The organism is Nocardioides sp. GCM10030259, assembly GCF_042666375.1.
Taxonomy (GTDB): Bacteria; Actinomycetota; Actinomycetes; order Propionibacteriales; family Nocardioidaceae; genus Nocardioides.
Window position 1 is genome coordinate 514684 of record NZ_JBHTDF010000025.1, and the last position, 19701, is coordinate 534384.

The 19701-nt window shown below is 72.4% G+C and carries 21 protein-coding genes; 12 read left to right on the forward strand and 9 right to left on the reverse strand.

What is annotated here, in order from left to right; translation table 11 throughout:
* Positions 1-23: 23 nt before the first annotated feature.
* Positions 24-605: a CGNR zinc finger domain-containing protein gene (locus ACFQQI_RS21920; RefSeq protein ID WP_378568568.1), complete on the forward strand. Its 582-nt coding sequence runs from the start codon at positions 24-26 to the stop codon at positions 603-605.
* Positions 606-615: 10 nt separating this feature from the next.
* Here the strand turns inward: ACFQQI_RS21920 and ACFQQI_RS21925 are convergent, their stop codons facing one another.
* Positions 616-1221 (reverse strand): class I SAM-dependent methyltransferase, encoded by a 606-nt coding sequence (locus tag ACFQQI_RS21925; RefSeq protein ID WP_378568570.1) that lies wholly within the window; start codon positions 1219-1221, stop codon positions 616-618.
* A 36-nt stretch (positions 1222-1257) separates the two neighbouring features.
* Positions 1258-1668, reverse strand: coding sequence for an NAD(+)--rifampin ADP-ribosyltransferase (arr, locus tag ACFQQI_RS21930; RefSeq protein WP_378568572.1), 411 nt, complete (start codon positions 1666-1668; stop codon positions 1258-1260).
* 875 nt (positions 1669-2543) lie between these two features.
* Here arr and ACFQQI_RS21935 point away from each other — a divergent pair.
* The 4 genes from ACFQQI_RS21935 to ACFQQI_RS21950 all read left to right on the forward strand — a co-directional run bounded on the left by ACFQQI_RS21935 (position 2544) and on the right by ACFQQI_RS21950 (position 9587).
* Positions 2544-3209 (forward strand): lysophospholipid acyltransferase family protein, encoded by a 666-nt coding sequence (locus ACFQQI_RS21935; protein WP_378569050.1) that lies wholly within the window; start codon positions 2544-2546, stop codon positions 3207-3209.
* Positions 3210-3253: 44 nt separating this feature from the next.
* A complete protein-coding gene (locus tag ACFQQI_RS21940; protein WP_378568574.1) occupies positions 3254-5473 on the forward strand; it encodes a cutinase family protein in 2220 nt (739 codons plus the stop codon).
* A 95-nt stretch (positions 5474-5568) separates the two neighbouring features.
* Positions 5569-7656, forward strand: a complete 2088-nt coding sequence (locus ACFQQI_RS21945; protein ID WP_378568576.1) for a hydantoinase/oxoprolinase family protein — start codon at positions 5569-5571, stop codon at positions 7654-7656.
* Positions 7653-9587, forward strand: a complete 1935-nt coding sequence (locus ACFQQI_RS21950; RefSeq protein WP_378568578.1) for a hydantoinase B/oxoprolinase family protein — start codon at positions 7653-7655, stop codon at positions 9585-9587. Before ACFQQI_RS21945 ends, ACFQQI_RS21950 begins: the two co-directional genes overlap by 4 nt.
* On the opposite strand, the gene ACFQQI_RS21955 is transcribed toward ACFQQI_RS21950, so the two are convergent.
* Genes ACFQQI_RS21955 through ACFQQI_RS21965 form a run of 3 tightly spaced genes read right to left on the reverse strand, consistent with a single transcriptional unit; the run spans position 9563 to position 11611 of the window.
* Positions 9563-10264 (reverse strand): hypothetical protein, encoded by a 702-nt coding sequence (locus tag ACFQQI_RS21955; RefSeq protein ID WP_378568580.1) that lies wholly within the window; start codon positions 10262-10264, stop codon positions 9563-9565. The two genes, ACFQQI_RS21950 and ACFQQI_RS21955, sit on opposite strands and share 25 nt — an antisense overlap.
* A gap of 41 nt (positions 10265-10305) precedes the next feature.
* Positions 10306-11034 (reverse strand): hypothetical protein, encoded by a 729-nt coding sequence (locus ACFQQI_RS21960; protein ID WP_378568581.1) that lies wholly within the window; start codon positions 11032-11034, stop codon positions 10306-10308.
* Positions 11027-11611, reverse strand: a complete 585-nt coding sequence (locus ACFQQI_RS21965) for an RNA polymerase sigma factor (RefSeq protein WP_378569051.1) — start codon at positions 11609-11611, stop codon at positions 11027-11029. The genes ACFQQI_RS21960 and ACFQQI_RS21965 overlap by 8 nt, the downstream gene beginning before the upstream one ends.
* Positions 11612-11730: 119 nt before the next feature.
* Here ACFQQI_RS21965 and ACFQQI_RS21970 point away from each other — a divergent pair, with 119 nt between their 5' ends.
* Together ACFQQI_RS21970 and ACFQQI_RS21975 are read left to right on the forward strand one after the other, a co-directional pair.
* The gene (locus tag ACFQQI_RS21970; protein ID WP_378569059.1) at positions 11731-12411 is read left to right on the forward strand and encodes a hypothetical protein; all 681 of its coding nucleotides are present in this window, start codon (positions 11731-11733) and stop codon (positions 12409-12411) included.
* Between the two features lie 183 nt (positions 12412-12594).
* Complete coding sequence (locus ACFQQI_RS21975) at positions 12595-13272, forward strand: SDR family oxidoreductase (protein WP_378568583.1); 678 nt, start codon at positions 12595-12597, stop codon at positions 13270-13272.
* Between the two features lies 1 nt (position 13273).
* On the opposite strand, the gene ACFQQI_RS21980 is transcribed toward ACFQQI_RS21975, so the two are convergent.
* Positions 13274-13648, reverse strand: coding sequence for a VOC family protein (locus tag ACFQQI_RS21980; RefSeq protein WP_378568585.1), 375 nt, complete (start codon positions 13646-13648; stop codon positions 13274-13276).
* Positions 13649-13756: 108 nt separating this feature from the next.
* On the opposite strand from ACFQQI_RS21980, the gene ACFQQI_RS21985 reads away from it, so the two are divergent.
* Positions 13757-14242 (forward strand): nucleoside deaminase, encoded by a 486-nt coding sequence (locus tag ACFQQI_RS21985; RefSeq protein WP_378568587.1) that lies wholly within the window; start codon positions 13757-13759, stop codon positions 14240-14242.
* Here ACFQQI_RS21985 and ACFQQI_RS21990 read toward each other — a convergent pair.
* Positions 14239-14448: a hypothetical protein gene (locus tag ACFQQI_RS21990; protein ID WP_378568589.1), complete on the reverse strand. Its 210-nt coding sequence runs from the start codon at positions 14446-14448 to the stop codon at positions 14239-14241. The genes ACFQQI_RS21985 and ACFQQI_RS21990 overlap by 4 nt on opposite strands.
* Before the next feature lie 123 nt (positions 14449-14571).
* On the opposite strand from ACFQQI_RS21990, the gene ACFQQI_RS21995 reads away from it, so the two are divergent.
* From ACFQQI_RS21995 to ACFQQI_RS22010, 4 genes are all read left to right on the forward strand, one after another.
* Entirely contained in the window at positions 14572-15315 is a 744-nt protein-coding gene (locus ACFQQI_RS21995) for an SDR family oxidoreductase (protein ID WP_378568591.1), read from the forward strand.
* A 105-nt stretch (positions 15316-15420) separates the two neighbouring features.
* Positions 15421-16356 carry a carbamate kinase gene (locus ACFQQI_RS22000; protein WP_378568593.1) on the forward strand — a complete coding sequence of 312 codons (936 nt, stop codon included), beginning with the start codon at positions 15421-15423 and terminating at the stop codon, positions 16354-16356.
* A gap of 26 nt (positions 16357-16382) precedes the next feature.
* A complete protein-coding gene (locus ACFQQI_RS22005) occupies positions 16383-17477 on the forward strand; it encodes a ring-opening amidohydrolase (protein WP_378568595.1) in 1095 nt (364 codons plus the stop codon).
* A 102-nt stretch (positions 17478-17579) separates the two neighbouring features.
* Complete coding sequence (locus ACFQQI_RS22010) at positions 17580-17867, forward strand: DUF4326 domain-containing protein (protein WP_378568597.1); 288 nt, start codon at positions 17580-17582, stop codon at positions 17865-17867.
* 7 nt (positions 17868-17874) lie between these two features.
* Here the strand turns inward: ACFQQI_RS22010 and ACFQQI_RS22015 are convergent, their stop codons facing one another.
* On the reverse strand, positions 17875-19032 hold the full coding sequence (locus ACFQQI_RS22015; protein WP_378568599.1) for a CaiB/BaiF CoA transferase family protein: 1158 nt from the start codon (positions 19030-19032) through the stop codon (positions 17875-17877).
* Between the two features lie 62 nt (positions 19033-19094).
* Complete coding sequence (locus ACFQQI_RS22020; RefSeq protein ID WP_378568600.1) at positions 19095-19694, reverse strand: DJ-1/PfpI family protein; 600 nt, start codon at positions 19692-19694, stop codon at positions 19095-19097.
* Positions 19695-19701: the final 7 nt, after the last annotated feature.

Sequence of the window (19701 nt, forward strand, 5' to 3'; positions counted from 1 at the left end):
TGGTGTCGCGAGTGAGGAGTGCGGTGACGAACGACCTGATACCCGACGACGCCAGCCCGCTCGACGGCGTCCCGGCTCCGGCCGCGCTGCTCCGCGACTTCGTCAACACCCTCGACCACGAGCTCGGGACCGACGAGCTGGCCACCACCGATGGCCTGACGGGCTTCCTGGTGCGCCACCGGTTGCTCGACGAGGGCCTGGCGGCGGGCGACCATGAGCGCCAGGAGTCGGTGCGGCTGCGGCGCGGCCTGCACGACGCACTCGAGCTCAACCATGCGGCCGAGCGGGCTCCGCTCCCCATGCTCGACGACGTCCTCGAGTCGCTCCCCGTGCGGTTGCTGTGGGTCGGCGACGGAGTGGTCGCCGTACCGGCCGACGCCGGCGTCGCGGGCGCGCTGGCCCGCATCGGGCTCGCGGCCCACGAGGCTCGCATGAGCGGGTTCTGGTGGCGCTTGAAGATCTGCTCGTTCGACGAGTGCGAATGGGCCTACTACGACCAGTCGAAGAACCGCTCCCGGAACTACTGCGAGTACGGCTGCGGCAACAAGCTCAAGACCCGCGCCTATCGCGCGCGGCGCCGAGCCCGCGAGCGCGCCACCGACTGACCTGGGGTAGCTACTGCGGCTCCCGGGACAGCTCGGCTCGCCACCAGGCTCCGCTCTCGATCCGCTCGACGCGCCCCAGGAGGAGGTCGCCGTCGGCGAACTCCTCCAGCTCGCTGCGGCTGAGCGGCCACGGCGGGCCCTGCACAGCAGCGCCTTCGTCCCGCGTGGTCGCCAGGACCAGGAGAGTGCCTTCCGGAGCGACCAGGGCGGCGATGTTCCTCGCGGCGACGGGGTGCTGCTCGGGTGGCATCGACTGCACGGTCAGGCTCTCCACGACCAGGTCGAACCTGCCCTGCCACGCACCGGGAAGGTCCAGGACGTCGGCGACGAGGTAGTCCACCTCGCTGTCCGGATACTTCCGCCGCGCTGCGGCGATCGCGGTAGGCGCGAAGTCGAACCCCGTGGTCCGGAACCCCAACGACGCAAGGAACTCGGCGTCGGCCCCGTAGCCGCAGCCGACGACCAGCGCCTCGCGGTCTCCCCCCGCGAGGTCGCGCGCCTCGGCCCACTCGACGAGCTGCGGACGAGGTGCGCCATGGTCCCAGGGCGGCTTGGCCCCGCCCGCCTCTGCGGCTGCGTAGAACGCCTCGAAGATGCCGGATGGCTCACCCGTCACGAGCTCGAGACTACCGATCCGGATCGGGTGCGCCGGTCAGTTGATGATCTCGCCGCGTTCGTCCGCGAGGATCGCCGCGAGCCGGTCGCGCCAGGCCTGGAGTGCCTCGGGGGTCAGCCGGGTCCAGTCCGCCAGCTCGTCGACGACCTTGACCGGCTCCCTGCTGCGGTAGGAGCGGGTGGGGTTGCCGGGGAACTTCTTGTCGGTCACGTTCGGGTCGTCCTCGAACTCCCCGGTCGGCTCGACGACGTAGACGCGCGGCGCCCCCTCGCCTGCCGCGAGCTCCGCGGCCAGCCCGGCACCGTCCGGCACCGCGGTGAAGTAGATGTGGTTCATGACGACCTCGGGCCGGTAGTTCGACCGGAAGCCGGCGGTGAGCAGGTCGCCCACGTGCAGGTCGGCCTTGGTCCCGTGGAAGAACGGCCCCTCGTCCAGCACCTCACTCACCGGCTCAGGGTACGTCGATGGAGGCGCGGCTCAGGCGACCAAGACGGTGTGGCCGGTCTCGTGCTTCTCCACAGGGGCGGTGGAAAACCTGTGGGGAATGGGTCGCCTGTTGTGGAGCAGGGACGCCCCGGCTGTGGGCGACGGGGCAGTTTCGGTGGAACCGAGGGAATGTTCGTGGAAGACCTTGCGCGCCGTGTGATCCAAGGCATACAACTTCTCCCACGCCCTCCGGCAACGGAGAGCGGGACAGCTCGGAGACGAGGGTCCAGACGGTGGTCGACCAGCTTGCTGGACGAGCATCGCGGCGGCTGGGTGACGAGGCCGCTGGGACCGGAGACGACGAGCCTGTCGACCGGAAGCGTCACCGGTACCGGTCAAACCGAAGGGCCCTTGCGACTCATACTCGCAAGGGCCCTTCCTTCATTTCAGTACCCGTGGCCCAGGACCCCATGCCGACGCCAATCCCGCTCAACTGGAGGGATCTGGGGAAATCCTGTGGAGAACCGGCACCCGTTCTGTGGACGACCGGCGATTTCCGGTGGAACCCGAAGAATGTTCTGCGAAAGCCTTGCGCGCCGTGTGACCCAGGGCATAGAACTTCTCCCACGCCCTCCGGCAACGGGGAGCGGGACAGCTCGGAGACGAGGGTCCAGACGGAGCAGAGCCGGCTTGCCGGGGACGTTCCGCGGCGGCGAGGTGACGACGTCCGCCGGGACCGGAGTCGAGGAGCAGTCGACCGGGAGCGTCACCGGTACCGGTCACACCGAAGGGCCCTTGGAACTCATACTTCCGAGGGCCCTTCACCTATTTCCGGCCAGAGTCCGGTACGTCGAGTCGGCGGACCGGCCGGTAACCGCGAGACTGGCGCCGTGGTCATGTACACGGTCCTGCACACGGTCGTGCCGCCGGTCGCGAAGCTGATCTGGCGGCCGACGGTGACGGGCCTCGAGAACGTCCCGCGCACGGGCGCGGTCATCCTGGCGAGCAACCACCTCAGCTTCGCCGACAGCCTGGTCATCCCGATCGTCGCGCCACGCAAGGTCGTCTTCCTCGCCAAGTCCGACTACTTCACCGGCACCGGCGTCAAGGGCCGCCTGCAGAAGGCGTGGTTCGAGGGCATGGGCCTGATCCCGGTCGACCGCGACGACTCCCGCGCCGCGATCGCCAGCCTCGACACCGCGCTCGAGGTGCTCGGCCGGGGCGAGGCGTTCGGCATCTACCCCGAGGGCACCCGCTCCCGCGACGGCCGCCTCTACCGCGGCCGCACCGGGGTCGCCCATATCGCGCTGACGGCGGGCGTGCCCGTCGTACCCGTCGGCCTCACCGGCACCGAGAGGCTCCAGCCCATCGACGCCCGGCTGCCCCGCGTCGTGCCGGTCACGGTGACCTTCGGGACGCCGATCGAGGTCGTGGGGCGGTACGACGGGGTGCCGCTCGGCAAGGCGCGCCGGGAGATCACCGACGAGATCATGCGCGCGATCCAGGCGCTGACCGGCCAGGAGGAGGCCGGCGTCTACAACGACCGCGCGCCCGACGCCTGACGCCTGACGCTGACCGTCCGAAATCAGCAATGCGCTGCCGTGCCATGGACTACGGTCCCGGCATGGTGCTGCGCCGACGACCTGTTCACACCACCGGGCGGGCGATCGCCGCAGCAGCGGTGCTCCTCGCCGGTGCGCTCGCCGTGGTGCCGGCGGCCACCGGCTCCTCCGCCGCTGCCGCGCCCCGAACGCAGGTAGTGGCGTGCATCTACGACAGCGCCCAGGGCTCGGGACCGTGGGCGCACACGATCGGGGTCTCCGGCAACGGCAGGCGCGGCGCGAAGGTCACCCGGTCGCTCGCGGAGGGCATGGTGCCGCTCGGCCTGGACCACGGCGGAGGCGAGCGCAGCTACGCCTGGACCCCGGCGACCCGGCCGCTGACGCGCGCCGCGCTCGCTCAGGTGCGCCGGCGGCATCTGGATGCGGCGTACTTCCGCGGCACCGACAAGAACGCCCGGCGGCTGGCCGCGAAGATCCGGCAGCGCGTCGCCGACTGCCCCGAGGAGGGCCTGATCCTGGTCGGCTACAGCCAGGGCGCCCTGGTCGTCCGTGCGGCGCTGGCGCGGATCGCGAAGCGTGACGACGGCGCTGACCTCCTCGACCACGTCGGCGCCGTCCTGCTCGTCGGCGACCCCGCGGCCCGGCGGTCGGAGGACGTGCGGCGGTACGGCGTGAAGCGCCAGGACGGTCCGGTCCGGGGAGCACGCCTCCCGACGGTCCTGACCAAGCGTGACCTGGTGGCGTCCTGGTGCCGGTCGGCCGACGCCCTGTGCTCCACGAGCCGTGTTGCCGCCCGACGGGCGGTTCGTGCCCACCGGGGCTACCAGCTCCCAGCAGGGGGCTCCAGCCCCGGTCGTCGCGCTGCGGACTACCTGACCGGCCCGATCAACGACCCCGTGCTCGTGCCCGTGCCACACGAAGGCCCCGACTTTGTGCGCGGAGAGCAGGTCAGCGGCTGGCGCGTGCTGGAACGGCTCTCCGGTGCAGCTGCCGAGCTGCGACTCGACCGGGACCTCACCGCTCCGACGTGGATGACGGTGGCCGATGACCTGAGCCTGTCGGGCACCGCGCAGTCGGGGTCCTCCACCGACGTCTTCCTCGGCCTCGGCTTCCATCACCGCCGGTTCGCTCCAGCGACCCACCGCTTCTGGGAATCGAGCCTCGACGTCTATCCCGTGCGTGCCGCCAAGCCCGGCGTGCGCCTGGTGTCGCACGGGGTCGGCGGCGCGCGCCCCAACGGGCACAGCTTCGCCGCCGACATCTCCGCCGACGGCCAGACCGTCGTGTTCGTCTCCGCCGCGACGAACCTCGTCGCGGGCGACACCGACGGCCAGCCGAACGTCTTCGCCTGGGACCGGGCCACCGACACGATCACCAGGGTGAGCGAAGGCCTCGGAACGACGTCCAGCGCGGCGAACCTGTGGCCGCACGTCTCGGCCGACGGCCGGATGGTCAGCTGGCTGAGTGGCGCGGACCACCCGTCGCTGGGCGACAACGACGGCAGGACGGACGCCTATCTCCACGACCGGCACAACGACACGACGCAGCTCGCCAGCCCGGGGGTAGCCGGCACGGTCTCGGCGGCGACGCTCGCCGACGACGGCAGCACGGTCTACCTCCGCGAAGGTGCCGGGGCGGTCGAGTCGACGGCCGACACGGTGCGGACGTGGGCGGTGGGTGGCGCGGCGACGACGGCCCTGACGCCGCCGACCAATGGCGGGTGGCTCCCGGCCGGCGCGGGTGGCGAGGCGCTCGTGATCTCGGCCAACGGCCGCTACGCCCTCGCGCGGATCGGCAGCGCCCACGTCAGCTGGGACCTCGTCGGCGGTGCCGCCGTGGCCTCCTGCCCGCTGGCGACCAGCGGCCCCGGCGGCGGCGCGATCTCCGACGACGGGCAGACCTTCACCGGCGGATGGTCTGACGCGAACGGCATCACGCACCGGCGCAGCCTCACCTGCGACCACGGGACGTCGTTGGTGCCCGACGACCGGACGCCGACCGTCGACCTGAGCTCCGACGGCCGATACCTGAGCTGGGTCAGGGACAGCGTCGGTGATCCGATCATGGTCCTCGACCTGGACTCGACACCCGGCGAGTCCGCCGTCTACACGGCCCACTCCGCGACCTCCAGCCTGGCGTCGGCGGCCTCCGCGGACGCCCAGGCGGTCGTGTTCGACGGCTCGGCATTCAACGTCGTCGAGACACCGGCCAGCCAGCGCGGAATCCGCGAGATCTACCTCTGGGACCGCACCGTCAGTCCCTGACGCGCGACCCGCTGGCAAGGATTGCCGCAGAACCCCGGGTTCGTCGGCAATCGTTGCCGTGGGCGGGGCGCAGGTCGGCCGGTTGAATAGGGCGCATGGCAGAGCGGCAGCGACGGATCCGGATCGGCATCGACACAGGCGGCACGTTCACCGACGTGGTGGCCTTCGACGAGGACACCGGCGAGCTGGTCACCACCAAGACGCCGTCGACGCCGAGCAACCCTGCCGACGGCTTCCTCTCCGGCATCGACAAGGTGCTCGGGCTGCTGGGCGCGACCGGCGCCGACATCGACGCCGTCAGCCACGGCACCACCGTCGCGACCAACCAGCTGCTCGAGGGCAAGGTCGACCGGCTCGGCTTCATCACCAACACCGGCTACGAGGCGATGCTCGAGATCGCCCGCCAGTCCGTGCCCGACGGCTACGGCAACTCCTACTTCTGGGTGAAGCCCGACCGCATCGTGCCGCGCGACCTGGTCAAGGGCGTCGAGGGCCGCCTCGACGTCAACGGCGACGAGGTCCGCCCGTTCGACGAGGACGGTGCCCGCGCCGTCGCCCGCTGGTTCAAGGCGCAGGGCGTCAACACCCTCGGCGTCTGCTTCCTGCACGCCTACGCCAACCCGGCGCACGAGGACCGGATGCGCGCGATCCTCGCCGAGGAGCACCCCGACGCGGTCGTCTCGCTCTCGAGCGAGGTGCTGCGCGAGTACCGCGAGTACGAGCGCGCCATGACCACGCTCGTCGACGCGGCCGTCAAGCCGCGGCTCTCGGCGTACGTCAACAACATCAAGGCCCGGCTCACGTCGTACGACGACCGCGTCATCCCCTTCTACGTCATGAAGTCCAACGGCGGCGTGCTCTCGGCCGACGAGGTCGTGCACCAGCCGATCACCACCGTGCTCTCCGGCCCGGCCGCGGGCGCGCTGGGCGCGGCCCTGATCGCCAAGGTCGCGGGCTTCGACAAGGTGCTCACGAGTGACGGCGGCGGTACGTCGACGGACGTGTCGGTCGTGATCGACGGCGAGCCGACGCTGACGACCGAGGGGTCGGTCGGCGCGTTCCCGTCGAAGATCCCCATGATCGACGTGGTCACGGTCGGCGCCGGCGGCGGCTCGATCGCCTGGCTCAGCCCGGAGGGCACGCTCAAGGTCGGCCCGCAGTCGGCCGGCGCCGACCCCGGCCCGCTCTGCTACGCCAAGGGCGGCACCGAGGTCACCATCACCGACGCCCACGTCTTCCTCGGGCGGATCCCTCCGCACCTGCTCGGCGGCGAGATCCCGCTCGACGTCGACGCGGCCCGCAACGGCATCGAGGCGCTCGCCAAGCAGCTCGGCCTGAGCCCGGCGGCCTGCGCCACCGGCATCCTCGAGATCTCGGCGTGGAACCAGGCCAACGCGCTGCGCCAGGTGACCGTCAAGCGCGGCCTCGACGTCCGCGACTTCACGCTGACGACGTTCGGCGGCTCCGGCTCCCTGCTGCTCTGCCGCCTGATGGACGTGCTCGGCATCCCGACGGTCCTGGTCGCCCCGAACCCCGGCAACGTCTCGGCGTTCGGCCTCCTCACCGTCGACGTCAAGAACGACTACGTGCAGACCCACGTCGCGCTCGCCGACAAGCTCGACGCCGCCGACGTCGCGCACGTCTACGACACGCTCGCCGGCCAGGCGGCGGTCGCGCTCGCCAAGGAGGGCTTCGAGGAGGACGAGCACCAGTTCCTCCGCACCGCCGACCTGCGCTACTTCGGCCAGGCCTTCGAGGTCCGCGTCTCCGTGCCCGACGGCCCGGTCGACGCCGCGGTCCTCGACGAGGTCGCCCGCCGCTTCCACGCCGAGCACAAGGCGCTCTACGGCTACGACTTCTCCGACGACGACTCGCAGCAGGTCGAGTGGGTCAACCTCCGGGTCTCCGGCATCGGCCCGATCCAGCGGCCCGAGATCAAGAAGCACGCGCTCGGCGACGGCGCCGCGCCCGCCGAGAAGGGCCGCCGCGAGGTCTGCTTCGAGCCCGAGCAGGGGTACGTCGACACGCCTGTGCTCTGGCGCCCCGACCTCGCCCCGGGGACCGTCGTCGACGGCCCCGCGATCATCGAGGAGTTCGGCTCGACCGTGCCGCTCCACCCGGGCTTCACCGCCCGCATCGACGAGTTCCTGAACATCATCGTGACCCGGAAGGCCGACCAGTGACCGTCACCGACAGCCGCAGGGCTCCCACGAGCTTCCCGTTCGGCCACCTGACCGCCGACGCCGGCGCGAGCGCCGACCCGGTGCTCGTCGAGATCGTCCAGGGCTCCCTGGCGAGCGTCGAGATGGAGGTCGAGACCGCCATCGGCCGCACCAGCCGCAGTCCGATGATCCGCGACGCCCACGACTTCCGCGCCGGCATCCACGACCGCCTGCTGCGCAAGCTCACCGGTCGCTCGTACTCCGCGCTCGTGCACCCGGTCGCCCGGGACTTCCCGATCGAGGAGATGCGCGAGGGCGACGTCTTCTTCCACAACGACGTCTACCAGTCCGAGGGCGGCATCGGGCACCTGCCCGACCTGTGCGTCACCGTCCCGGTCTTCGCCGGTCCCGAGGGCGACCGGAAGGTCGTCGCCTTCGTGCAGGCCTTCGGCCACCACGACGACATCGGCGGCGCCGTACCGGGCTCGATGCCCTCGAACGCGACGAGCGTCTTCGAGGAGGGCTTGATGGTCCCGCCGATCCGGCTCTGGGACGCGGGCGTCCCCAACCGGGCGGCGCTGTCGATCATGACCCGCAACTCCCGCATGCCCGAGTCGCTGGCCGCCGACCTCGACGCGGAGTGCTCGGCCTGCCTGATGGGCGCGCGCCGCCTCGGCGAGCTCTTCGACCGGTACGGCGTGGAGACCGTCGAGTCCTGCTTCGACGCCATCATCAGCCGTACGACCGACACCTACCGCCGCGAGATCCTCGGCAAGATCCCGGTCGGCACGTGGACCTGGGAGGACTACGCCGAGCACGACGGCGTCGACGACCCGCAGCTGCACACGCAGCGCATCACGCTCACCCGCACCCCGGCCGACGACCCCGACGGCGAGCGGCTGATCCTCGACTTCGGCGGCACCTCGCCGCAGGCGAAGGGCCCGATCAACCACTGCGGCGACTACAGCGACGGCGTCTTCCTCAAGAAGTGGCTGGCGCCGATCCTGCGCAACCTCGCCGACACCCCCGAGCGGATGGCCGAGCTCGACGTCAACGAGGGCATCGTGCCGCTCATCGAGATGCGGTTCCCGCCGCCGGGCACGCTGCTCACGCCGGTCTTCCCGGCGCCGACGAATGCCCGCACGTTCGTGATCCTGCGGCTGCTCGGTGTCCTCGCCGGCGTGGTCGCCAAGGCCGTCGACGGCAACATGCCGGCCGACCAGGAGACGATCCGCTACACCGGCGTGTACGGCGAGGATCTCGAGGGCCGTCCGTACCTCATGCGCGAGGTGCTCGGCGGCGGCTCCGGCGGCCGCTACTACGCCGACGGCGAGGACACCATCCACGTCGTCCCGGACTCGCGGAACCTGCCGACCGAGTTCACCGAGGCGCGCTTCCCGTTCCGCGTCGAGTCGCTCTCGCTGGCGATCGACAGCGGGGGAGCGGGCAAGTTCCGTGGCGGCCTCGGCTACGAGAAGCACATCCGGATGCTCAAGGACGGCCACTTCATGTCGATCGCCGACCGGTCGATCCTGGCCTGCTGGGGCGTCAAGGGCGGCCAGGCCGGCAAGCCGTTCCAGGTCACCATCGACCCGGACGGCCCGAACGAGCGTGAGGTCGACGCCCTCGCCGACGCCGAGGAGATCAAGGCCGGCGAGGTCGTGCGGATCCGCACCACCGGCGGTGGCGGCTGGGGCAACCCGCTCGAGCGCGACCCCGCGCTCGTCGTCCGCGACGTCGTCTGGCGCAAGGTCTCCCCGGAGGCCGCGCTCGCCGACTACGGCGTGGTGCTGACCGGCTCCCTCGACGACGACTCGCTGTCGTACGACGAGGCCGCGACCGTCGCCGAGCGCACGAGCCGCCCGGAGCCGAGCGAGGCGTTCTTCGACCGCGGTCCCGGGTACGCCGAGCTCGCGGCCGGTGCGGCCTACGCCGACGTCGACCTCGTCTGAGGCACCAGCCAGTCGGCGTCGGGGTCCGGCTCGGCGACGTCGTCGTCGCGCCTCGGACGCCGGCGCGTCCAGCCGAGCATGAGCAGCGCGCCGACGACCAGGCCCCCGACGCCCCACCACGCTGCGTGGACGGACGAGGTCGTCTCGGTGTCCGGCGACGGCGCTGCCGGCTCCTCGGTCGCGGGTGCCGGTGCGCCGGCGACGCCGTCGAAGTCACCGGCGGCGCGTGCGGCCTGGCCGACGCCGAGGTCGTCGAGCAGCATCGAGAGCTCCTTGCCGGACGCCGGCTGGTGCCACACGACCGGGCTGTCCCAGATCGACCCGGAGTCGCCGACCATGACCTGCGTCGCGATCCACGGCCCACCGTCGGCGTCGAGGTAGATGCGGTCGACCCGCCACGGCTGGACGTCGTGGATCAGCCAGGTGACGGTCACGCCCGGCCCGCTCTCGTGCGTCCTGCCGGACTCGTCGACGGTGCCCGTCTCGACGTTCGCGCCGACCAGGTCGGCGAGCTGGTTGTACTCGGGATCGGTGTAGTACACGGACGCTGTCTTCCCCTCGCCCGGGACCGACAGGATGGCGCTGGTGGGGCCGCCCGCGGACGCGGGCGTCGGCGTCAGCAGCGCCAGGGCACAGGCGGCGACGACGGCGGTGAGTGGTGCGCGAAGGGTGATCACGGCGGCCTCCTCGGGGACGGGTCACTGGTGGTACACCGCCGTCAGCCCACAGGTTCCGACGACTCCGCGAGCTGGATCGCCCGGCCGAGATCGATGTCGCCCTCGAGCCGGAGGGTCGTGGCGCCGTCCTGCCAGATCAGGGTGTGTCCGGCGAGCCGGGCGGAGTGGGTGACCTGCGTGCCGTCGGCCTCGAGCAGCGCCACGTCGTGCGGCTCCTCGAACCAGAGCGCGTCGCCGCCGTCCACGCTGACGAAGGTGACTCCAGGCGTCTGCTTCACGGCGGAGTAGTCCAGGCGCGCGTCGAACTGGTCGAGGCGGAGCACGCCGGCGTCCTCGGTCGTCCAGCTCATCGACACCCGGCGCCGGTCGGCGGCGACCTCGACGCCGTCGGGCTCGCCCAGCTCGGCCGGGGCCGAGACGGTGAAGGGGACGAGCGCCGCCGCCTCCGACAGCGACCCGGCTGGCGGCACGCCGGGCGGAGGGGGCGCGGGGCCGGTGCTCCCGGTGCCGCCCGGCTCGACGCGCACCGCGCCGAAGCCGAACCAGTCGGCGATGGCGGCGCGCACCGGCGGGGTGGCCAGCAGGCCCAGGACGATCGCGGCGACGACGAGCGCGACCAGGCGGCGCTGCCGGGTCCACCAGTCCGCCGTACGGCGTGCGGGCGCGTCCGCCACGCGCTCCAGCACCGCGGTCGCCAGGCCGTCCGACGGCTCCGGGACGTCGGCGCCGCGGCCCAGCGCGACCAGGTCGCGCACCAGCTCGTCAGCCACCGCGGGTCACCTCCTCCGACAGGTCGGACCCGGTGTCGAGCACGTCGCGCAGCCGGGTCAGGGCACGGTGCAGCCGGGACTTCACGGTGCCGCGCGGCCACCCCAGGACCATGGCCGTCTCGGCCTCGTCGAGGTCGAGGAGGTAGCGGCAGGTGACCACCTGGCGGTGCTGCGGCGAGAGTCCGGCCAGGCCGCGGACGAGGGCCTCCTGACGCTCCTGCGACAGCACGGCATCGGCGGGGTCGTCCGGACGGGCGAGGAGCAGCGGCGCTGCGTGCTCCCACTGCTGCTCCCGCGCGGTCCGTCGGGACGCGGAGCGGTGCAGGTTCTTCGCCTCGTTGGCGACGATCCTCAGCAGCCAGGGTCGGAACGGCGCCCCGGACCGGAACCGGTCCAGCGCGGCGTACGCCTTGACGAAGGCCTCCTGCACGACGTCCTCCGCATCCGCACCGGCACCCAGCAGCGCGGCGGTGCGCATCGCCACCGGGGCATGGCGACGCACCAGCTCCGCGTACGCGTCGTGATCACCGCCGCGTACCCGGGCCAGCAGGTCAGCGTCGTCCGGGCCGGTGTGCAGGTTCGGTGTCCCTCTCTCGTCCGACCTGTGTACACCACCGCACGCCGCGAGGTTCCCTTGTGCGCGCCTGGGCAGAGGCGCACCATGAGGGGTACGGCACCCGAAGAAGGTGAGCGCCGATGGGCACGACCGATGTCCTCCGCACCTCGATCCATCACTCCCAGGATCGCCTCGCCGACCGGCTGGCCGACGCGCGCTCGATGGAGGCACCACCGGACCGTCCCCGCGACGGGCACGCCCGCATCGACGCGTTCCTCGCCAGCACCAGCAAGCACCTGCACGCCGTCGACGCGGTGCTGCTGCAGCCGGCCCGCCGGAGCGTCCCCGAGGGCGGCACGCTCGTGCACGACTACCTGCACTCCGCCAAGGAGCTCGAGGTCGTGCTCGCCCACGTGAAGGCGCACGAGTACGGCTCGGTCTACGAGACGTCCTTCTCCTGGCTGGAGGTCTGGGGCGAGGTCGAGGGCGCGATGACCGACCACCAGCGCCAGGAGGCGATGCTCGGCGACCGGCTCAGCGAGAGCCTCGGCGACGCCGAGCTCGAGGCGCTCGCGATGCGGTTGTACGCCGCGGAGCTCGCGGCGCCGAGCCGGCCGCACCCCTACACCCCGCACACCGGCCTCTTCGGGCTCGTCGCCCGCAAGGTGATGCACACTGCCGACCGCTTCTGGGACACCGTCGAGGGGCGGATGGTGCCGGAGCCGACACCGCCGCCGAAGAAGAAGCCGGGCCTGGTGGCGCAGTACTTCCTGGCCGACCCGCGCTTCGACGAGGAGGAGCACCAGACCCGCTCGAACTAGGGCGTGGCTCTCAACTCGGGCCGTCGCGAGCGTCGTCCAGCGCGTGCTCTCGCAAGGCGCCGGAGCGAAGGCAGACTGGGTCGTCTTTCGAGCGACGGCAACGCCGCGAGAGTGCGTGATGGGCGGCGCGCAGCAGGCCGGGAGTTGGGAGGCATGCCCTAGGCGTCTCCTAGGCTCTCGCGCATGACGCGGATCGCCGTACTGGGCGGCAACGGGAAGACGGGCCGGGCGGTCGTGGCCGCCCTCGCCGAGCGGGGCGCGAAGGCGGTGCCGCTCGGGCGCCGCGAGTGGCCCCGGCTGCCGGACGCGATGGACGGCTGCGACGCGGCGTACCTGATCGCCCCCAACCTCCACCCCGACGAGCCCAGCCACGTCGGCGAGGCGCTCGCGGCGATGGCGGTCGCGGGCGTCGGCCGCGTCGTCTACCACTCGGTCGCGTCGCCGTACGTGCCCCAGATGCCGCACCACCTCGGCAAGGCGGTCGCGGAGACGCGGGTGCGCACCTCAGGCCTGGCGTGGACGATCCTCCAGCCCGGCGCCTACCTGCAGAACCTCGACCTGTCCGGGCCGGCCGTCCGGGTGCCGTACGACGTGGACGCGCCCTTCGGCCTGCTCGACCTGGCCGACCTCGGGGCGGCCGCCGCGACCGTGCTGCTCGAGGACGGCCACGACGGCGCGACGTACGAGCTCGCCACGCGCCGGACCACCGTGCGCGAGCTCGCCCAGGAGGCCGGCATCGTGGCGGAGCGGATCCCGGACCCGGGCACGCACGCGTGGCTGAGCGCGATGTTCGGCTACTACGACCGGCACGGGCTGCCGGTCGGCACCCTCCCGCTGCGTGCGCTGCTGGGGCGGGAGTAGCTCAGGCGCCGGGGCGGACCAGCTGCTGCAGCGCCCACTGGTTGCCGTCCGGGTCCGCGAAGGTGACGAAGCGGCCCCACGCCTGCTCGTCGACGCCCTCGCACTCGACGCCGCGGTCCCGGAGGTACGCGAGGGCCGCGTCGGCGTCGTCGACGACGACCTGGATGAACTGCGCCGTGCCCTCCGGCAGCATCTCGAGCCCCGTGCCGAAGCAGAACGAGCACGCCGAGCCCGGCGGCGTCACCTGCACGAACCGCAGCTCCGGGCTGACGCGCTGGTCGTGGTCGACCGTCCAGCCGACGTCGTCGCGGTAGAACGCGACCGCCCGGTCCACGTCGCTGACCGTGATCGGGACGAGCTCGATCCTGAAGTCCATGGCACGCTCCTCAGTCCGGTGGGGATGTCGTGCTCCAGTCAACCGCAGGATCAGGTCAGTTCCCGTCCGCTGCAGCGATGGAGCGCGCGGAGGTGTGAGACTCGACGGGTGACGCTCTCCGACACCGACCTCCGCCACCTGCGCACCTGCGTCCGTCTGGCCCGCGAGGCCCTCGAGGACGGTGACGAGCCGTTCGGCTCGGTGCTCGTGTCGGGCGCCGGCGAGGTGCTGTACGCCGACCGCAACCGGGTGAAGGGCGGCGACCAGACCCGGCACCCCGAGTTCGACATCGCGCGCTGGGCGGGCGAGAACCTGCCGGCCGAGCTGCGCGGCGCCTGCACGGTCTACACGTCGGGCGAGCACTGCGCGATGTGCTCGGCCGCGCACGCGTGGGTCGGGCTCGGCCGGATCGTGTACGCCGTCTCGACCGAGCAGCTGGTCGGCTGGCTGGCCGAGTGGGGCGTGCCGCCCGGCCCGGTGCGGCCGCTGGCCGTCGGCGACGTGGCCCCCGGCGTACCCGTCGACGGCCCGGCTCCGCAGCTGGAGGCCGAGGTGCGCGCGCTGCACGCCCGGCTGCACGGCGTACAGCCCTAGGCGGCCCGGACCTCGGCGACCACGACGAGCTGGGTGCTGGCACGGTCGATCCAGATGCGGTCGACGCCCTGGTCGCGCAGGGTCTCCTCGATCGCGTCGAGCAGCGCGAGCTGCATCGACACGTCGGTGTCGGGGTGGAGGGTCACGATCTCCTTGACCGTGGTCGCAGGGGCGGTGGGGGTGGGGGAGGTGATCAGGAGGGTCATGCTGCGTCCATCGGCGGCGCTCGAGGGCGCCTTCGGGATGTGCCCCCGTTTACCCAAAGCTGGGGAGAAGCGCGACGTTCCGCCCGGCGCGCGGGGCAGGTGTGCTGCTGACAGACTGCGCCCATGCGCCGACTCACGCTCGTCACCGGCGGCACCCGCGGCATCGGTGCGGCGATCGCACTGCGGCTGGCCCGCGACGGCCACGACCTCGTGCTCGGCCACGCCCGGGACGACGGTGCCGCCGAGGAGACCCGGCTCGCGGTCGAGGAGGCCGGCGCCCGGTGCGCCGTGGTGCGTGCCGACCTCACCGATCCCGACGGCGTCGACCGGCTGTTCGCGGCAGCGGCCGACCACGGCCGGCTCACCGGGGTCGTCAACAACGCCGGCGCCACGCTGCACCTCGGCCGGCTCGCCGAGACCCCGGCCGAGATCATCGCCGCGACCGTCGACCTCAACCTCACCGCCGCGCTGCTCGTCGCCCGGGCCGCGGTGCGCACGCTCGGCACGTCGTACGGCGGCGCCGGCGGCGTGCTCGTCAACATCAGCTCGGGCGCGGCGACCCTGGGCTCGCCGGGGGAGTACGTCCAGTACGCCGCCGCGAAGGCCGGCGTCGACGCGCTGACGATCGGGCTGGCGCAGGAGGTGGCGGGTGACGGCGTGCGGGTGGTCGGCGTCGCGCCGGGCATCGTCCGCACCACGATCCACGCCGACGCCGGCGAGCCGGGGCGAGTCGACCGGGTCGGACCGCTGGTGCCGCTCGGCAGGGCCGGCGAACCCCGGGAGGTCGCGGACGCCGTCGGGTGGCTGATGAGCGACGAGGCGTCGTACGTCACCGGCACGACGCTGCGGGTCGCCGGCGGGCGCTGACCGCCCCGGGCGTCGGCCATTTCTGGCAACAGTTGCCAGCGATTCCGGGCAGCCCTCGTCGTCGTGCACGGTGCCCCTGGTGTCCCCGGTCACTAGGTTCGACCCATGAGGGTCCTGCTCGCGCTCGGCGGCAACGCCATGACGAACGCCGACGGGCGTGCCCGCCCGGAGGACCAGATCGCCGCGGCCGGGGTCGCGATGGCCGCGGTCGCCGACCTGCTCGAGCACGACGTCGAGGTCGTGATCACGCACGGCAACGGGCCCCAGGTCGGCAACCTGCTCGTCAAGAACGAGCTGGCGGCGGCCGTCGTGCCGCCGGTGCCGCTGGACTGGTGCGGCGCGCAGACACAGGCGACGCTGGGCTTCGTGCTGATGGACGCGCTCGACGCAGAGCTGCGACGCCGGGGCATCGACCGGCGTACGGCGGCGGTCGTGACGCGCACGCTCGTCGACGCCTCCGACCCGGGCTTCGAGCACCCGACCAAGCCGATCGGCCGGTTCCTGCCGGCCGAGGACGCGGCGGTGCTGATCGAGCACGGCGAGACCTGGGAGGACCGCGGCGAGAAGGGCTGGCGGCGCGTGGTCGCCTCGCCCGAGCCGATCCGCATCGTCGACGCCCCGGCGGCCCAGGCCCTGGTCGACGCCGGCTTCGTGGTCATCGCCAACGGCGGCGGCGGCATCCCGGTCGTCGAGGGCGAGGACGGGTCGTTCCACGGCGTCGAGGCCGTCATCGACAAGGACCTCGGCGCGGCGCTGATGGCGCGGGCGGTCGAGGCCGACGTGCTCGTGATCGGCACCGACGTGTCGCACGCCGTGCTCGGCTACGGCACGCACGAGGCCCGCGACGTCGGCGTCGTGACGGCCGCAGAGATGCGCGGGTACGCCGCCGACGGCCACTTCGCGAGCGGCTCGATGGGCCCGAAGGTGGACGCCGCCTGCCGCTTCGTCGAGCGGGGCGGCTCGCGCGCCGTCATCACCGACCTGACCCACATCTCGGAGGCGGTGACCGCCGTCGCCGGCACCGTCGTCGTACCGAACTGAAGCACCCACGAGGAAAGAGGAGCTCCATGCCCAGCGCCATCGAAGTACGCAAGGTCCCGATCCACTCGGTCGCCGACGCCAGCGAGCTCGCGAAGCTGATCGACGACGGGGTCATGGAGGCCTCGCGCGTGATCGCGATCATCGGCAAGACCGAGGGCAACGGCGGCGTCAACGACTACACGCGGATCATCGCCGACCGCGCGTTCCGTGAGGTGCTGGTCGACAAGGGCGCCGACGCCGACGCCGTGAAGCAGGTCCCGATCGTGTGGTCCGGCGGCACCGACGGCGTGATCAGCCCCCACGCCACGATCTTCGCGACCGTCGACGCCGAGCCGACCGACGAGCCGCGGCTCACCGTCGGCTTCGCGATGAGCGAGCAGCTGGCGCCCGAGGACATCGGCCGCACCGCGATGGTCTCCAAGGTCGCCGACGCGGTGAAGGTCGCGATGGAGCGGGCCGGCATCACCGACCCGAAGGACGTGCACTACGTCCAGACCAAGACCCCGCTGCTGACCATCCACACCATCCGCGACGCCAAGTCGCGCGGCAAGACCGTGTGGACCGAGCACACCCACGAGTCGATGGACCTCTCCAACGGCTGCACCGCACTCGGCATCGCCGTCGCCCTCGGCGAGATCGACATGCCGTCCGACGAGGACGTCATGCACGACCGCTCGCTGTACTCCTCGGTCGCCTCGTGCTCGTCGGGCGTCGAGCTCGACCAGGCCCAGGTGGTCGTGGTCGGCAACGCCCCGGGCGTCGGCGGCCGCTACCGCATCGGCCACTCGGTGATGAAGGACGCGCTCGACCAGGACGGCATCTGGGAGGCGATCAAGGACGCCGGCCTCGACCTGCCCGAGCGCCCGCGCACCGCCGACCTCGACGGCCGCCTGGTCAACGTCTTCCTCAAGTGCGAGGCCTCGCAGGACGGCGAGGTCCGCGGCCGCCGCAACGCGATGCTCGACGACTCCGACGTGCACTGGCACCGCCAGATCAAGTCCTGCGTCGGCGGCGTCACCGCCGCCGTCACCGGCGACCCGGCCGTCTTCGTGTCGGTCTCCGCCGCCCACCAGGGCCCCGACGGCGGCGGCCCGGTCGCCGCGATCGTCGACCTGGGCTGATCGGCTGTCGGTTTCCCCGGTGAGCCGGGGAAACCTGAACTTCCGGGGCATGACTTTGCCCCGGAAGTTCCGGCTTTGGCCCAACAGCCAGGAGGTTCGGGCGTGCCGCGACGGATCCAGCTCAAGCGCCGGAAGGGCTGGCGCAAGCCGCCCGGGGCGGTCGTCGTCGCCCGGCCGAGCCGTTGGGGCAACCCGCACCCGGTGCGTGAGCACACGACCGAGGCCCACCGCACGTCGGTGGACGCCTACCGTGACGACCTGCTCGCGGGCCGGCTCGACTTCACCGTCGACGACGTACGCCGTGAGCTCGCCGGCCGCGACCTCGCCTGCTGGTGCCGGCCCGGCCTGCCGTGCCATGCCGACGTGCTGCTCGAGGTCGCCAACGGCTGAGCCGGGCTCAGGAGTCGAGCCACTCCCGGATCGACTCGTCGTGCTGACCCAGCGTCGGGGGAGCGAGGTGCGACGACCGCCCGCCGGAGAACGGGTTGTCGTCGAAGCGGATCGGCGAGCCCGGCAGCTGCACGTCACCCTGCGTGGGGTGCGAGACCGAGAGCAGCAGGCCCTGCGAGAGCACCTGGTCCCAGCTGTAGACGTCATCCATCGACCGCACCTTGCCCGACGGAACGCCCGCGTCGGAGAGCAGCGCCAGCCAGTGCTCCGCCGGCTCGGTCGCGAAGAGCGACTCGATGCGGGTGATCAGGTCGGCGCGGTTGGCGACGCGGTCGGCGTTCGTCGCGAAGCCGTCCTCGGCCGCGTCCCACCCGAAGGCTCCGCACAGTGCGCGCCACAGGCCCTCCGACCCACACGCGATCTGCACGGGCGCGGACGCCGTCGCGAACATCCCGTACGGCGCGATCGACGGGTGGTGGTCGCCCGCGAGACCGGGCACCTCCCCGGCGACGGTCCACCGCGTGCCCTGGAAGGCGTGCACACCGATCATGCCGGCCAGCAGCGAGGTCCGGACGACCCGGCCGCGGCCGGTGCTCGTGCGCTCGTGGAGCGCGGCGAGCACGCCGAACGCGCCGTTCATCCCGGCGATCAGGTCGGCGATCGGCACGCCCACCTTGGTCGGCTGCTCGGTGCCGGTGATCGACATCAGGCCGCCCTCGCCCTGCGCGATCTGGTCGTAGCCGGCGCGCTTCGCCTCCGGGCCGTCGTGCCCGAACCCGGTGATCGACAGCACGACCAGCCCCGGGTTGAGCTCGTGCAGCCGCGACACCGGGAAGCCGAGCCGGTCGAGCACGCCGACCCGGAAGTTCTCCATCAGCACGTCCGCCCGCTCGACGAGCCGCGCGAGCACCTCGCGGTCCTCGTCCGACTTCAGGTCGAGGACGAGCGACTCCTTGTTGCGGTTGGCGGACATGAAGTACGTCGACTCGCGCTCGTCGCCCTCGCCGACGAACGGCGGGCCCCAGCCACGGGTGTCGTCGCCGGCGGGCGACTCGACCTTGATGACGCGTGCGCCCATGTCGCCGAGCATCATGCCGGCGTGGGGTCCCGCGAGCGCACGGGTCAGGTCGAGCACGATCAGGTCGGAGAGCGGTCCCTCGGTCATGCCCGGCACGCTACCGAGAGGCCCCGACCGGTCCTACGGCGAGAGGTGACAACGGGAGGCGCTCACGATTGCCACATCCACTCCATCTCGGCGACGGCGCGGTCCCGCGTCTCCCGCCCGGCGAGGAGCTGGACGACGTGCAGCGCGAGATCGACCCCGGCCGAGACCCCGCCCGAGGTCAGGATGTTCTCGCTGCTGCGCACGAACCGCTGGCCGCGGATCACCTTCGTCGTCGGCGAGACGGCCGCGAGCTCGTCGTACGCGTCGTGGTGGGTGGTCGCCGGTCGCCCCGCGAGCAGTCCCGCCGCGCCCAGCACGAGCGCGCCGGTGCACACGGACATCAGCAGCTCGGCCTCGGCCGCACGCTCGCGCACCCACGACAGCGCCTGCTCGTCCTTCATCAGCGTCCGCGACCCGGCGCCACCCGGCACGACGACGAGGTCGGGGATCGGCGCGTCGGCGATGGAGTACGTCGGCAGCACGGTGAACCCGCCGCGACCCGTCACGGCCCCCTCGCCGACCCCCACCGAGAACACCGAGAACGGCTCGCCCTCACCGAGCTCGCCCGCCACGTTGAAGACCTCGTAGGGCCCGGCGAAGTCGAGCACCTCCATGTCGTCGAAGGCGAGGATCGCGACCGTCCTGTGACTCACGAGGCCCATTGTCCCG

What these genes read in the sequence shown, in the direction of transcription:
- ACFQQI_RS21970 (WP_378569059.1), top strand. Translation starts at nt 11,731, where the DNA reads ATGGGCACGACCGATGTCCTCCGCACCTCGATCCATCACTCCCAGGAT.
- ACFQQI_RS22020 (WP_378568600.1), bottom strand. Translation starts at nt 19,694, where the DNA reads ATGGGCCTCGTGAGTCACAGGACGGTCGCGATCCTCGCCTTCGACGAC.
- ACFQQI_RS21980 (WP_378568585.1), bottom strand. Translation starts at nt 13,648, where the DNA reads ATGGACTTCAGGATCGAGCTCGTCCCGATCACGGTCAGCGACGTGGAC.
- ACFQQI_RS21940 (WP_378568574.1), top strand. Translation starts at nt 3,254, where the DNA reads ATGGACTACGGTCCCGGCATGGTGCTGCGCCGACGACCTGTTCACACC.
- ACFQQI_RS21935 (WP_378569050.1), top strand. Translation starts at nt 2,544, where the DNA reads ATGTACACGGTCCTGCACACGGTCGTGCCGCCGGTCGCGAAGCTGATC.
- ACFQQI_RS21975 (WP_378568583.1), top strand. Translation starts at nt 12,595, where the DNA reads ATGACGCGGATCGCCGTACTGGGCGGCAACGGGAAGACGGGCCGGGCG.
- ACFQQI_RS22015 (WP_378568599.1), bottom strand. Translation starts at nt 19,032, where the DNA reads ATGACCGAGGGACCGCTCTCCGACCTGATCGTGCTCGACCTGACCCGT.
- ACFQQI_RS21945 (WP_378568576.1), top strand. Translation starts at nt 5,569, where the DNA reads ATGGCAGAGCGGCAGCGACGGATCCGGATCGGCATCGACACAGGCGGC.
- ACFQQI_RS22005 (WP_378568595.1), top strand. Translation starts at nt 16,383, where the DNA reads ATGCCCAGCGCCATCGAAGTACGCAAGGTCCCGATCCACTCGGTCGCC.
- ACFQQI_RS22000 (WP_378568593.1), top strand. Translation starts at nt 15,421, where the DNA reads ATGAGGGTCCTGCTCGCGCTCGGCGGCAACGCCATGACGAACGCCGAC.
- ACFQQI_RS21990 (WP_378568589.1), bottom strand. Translation starts at nt 14,448, where the DNA reads ATGACCCTCCTGATCACCTCCCCCACCCCCACCGCCCCTGCGACCACG.
- ACFQQI_RS21995 (WP_378568591.1), top strand. Translation starts at nt 14,572, where the DNA reads ATGCGCCGACTCACGCTCGTCACCGGCGGCACCCGCGGCATCGGTGCG.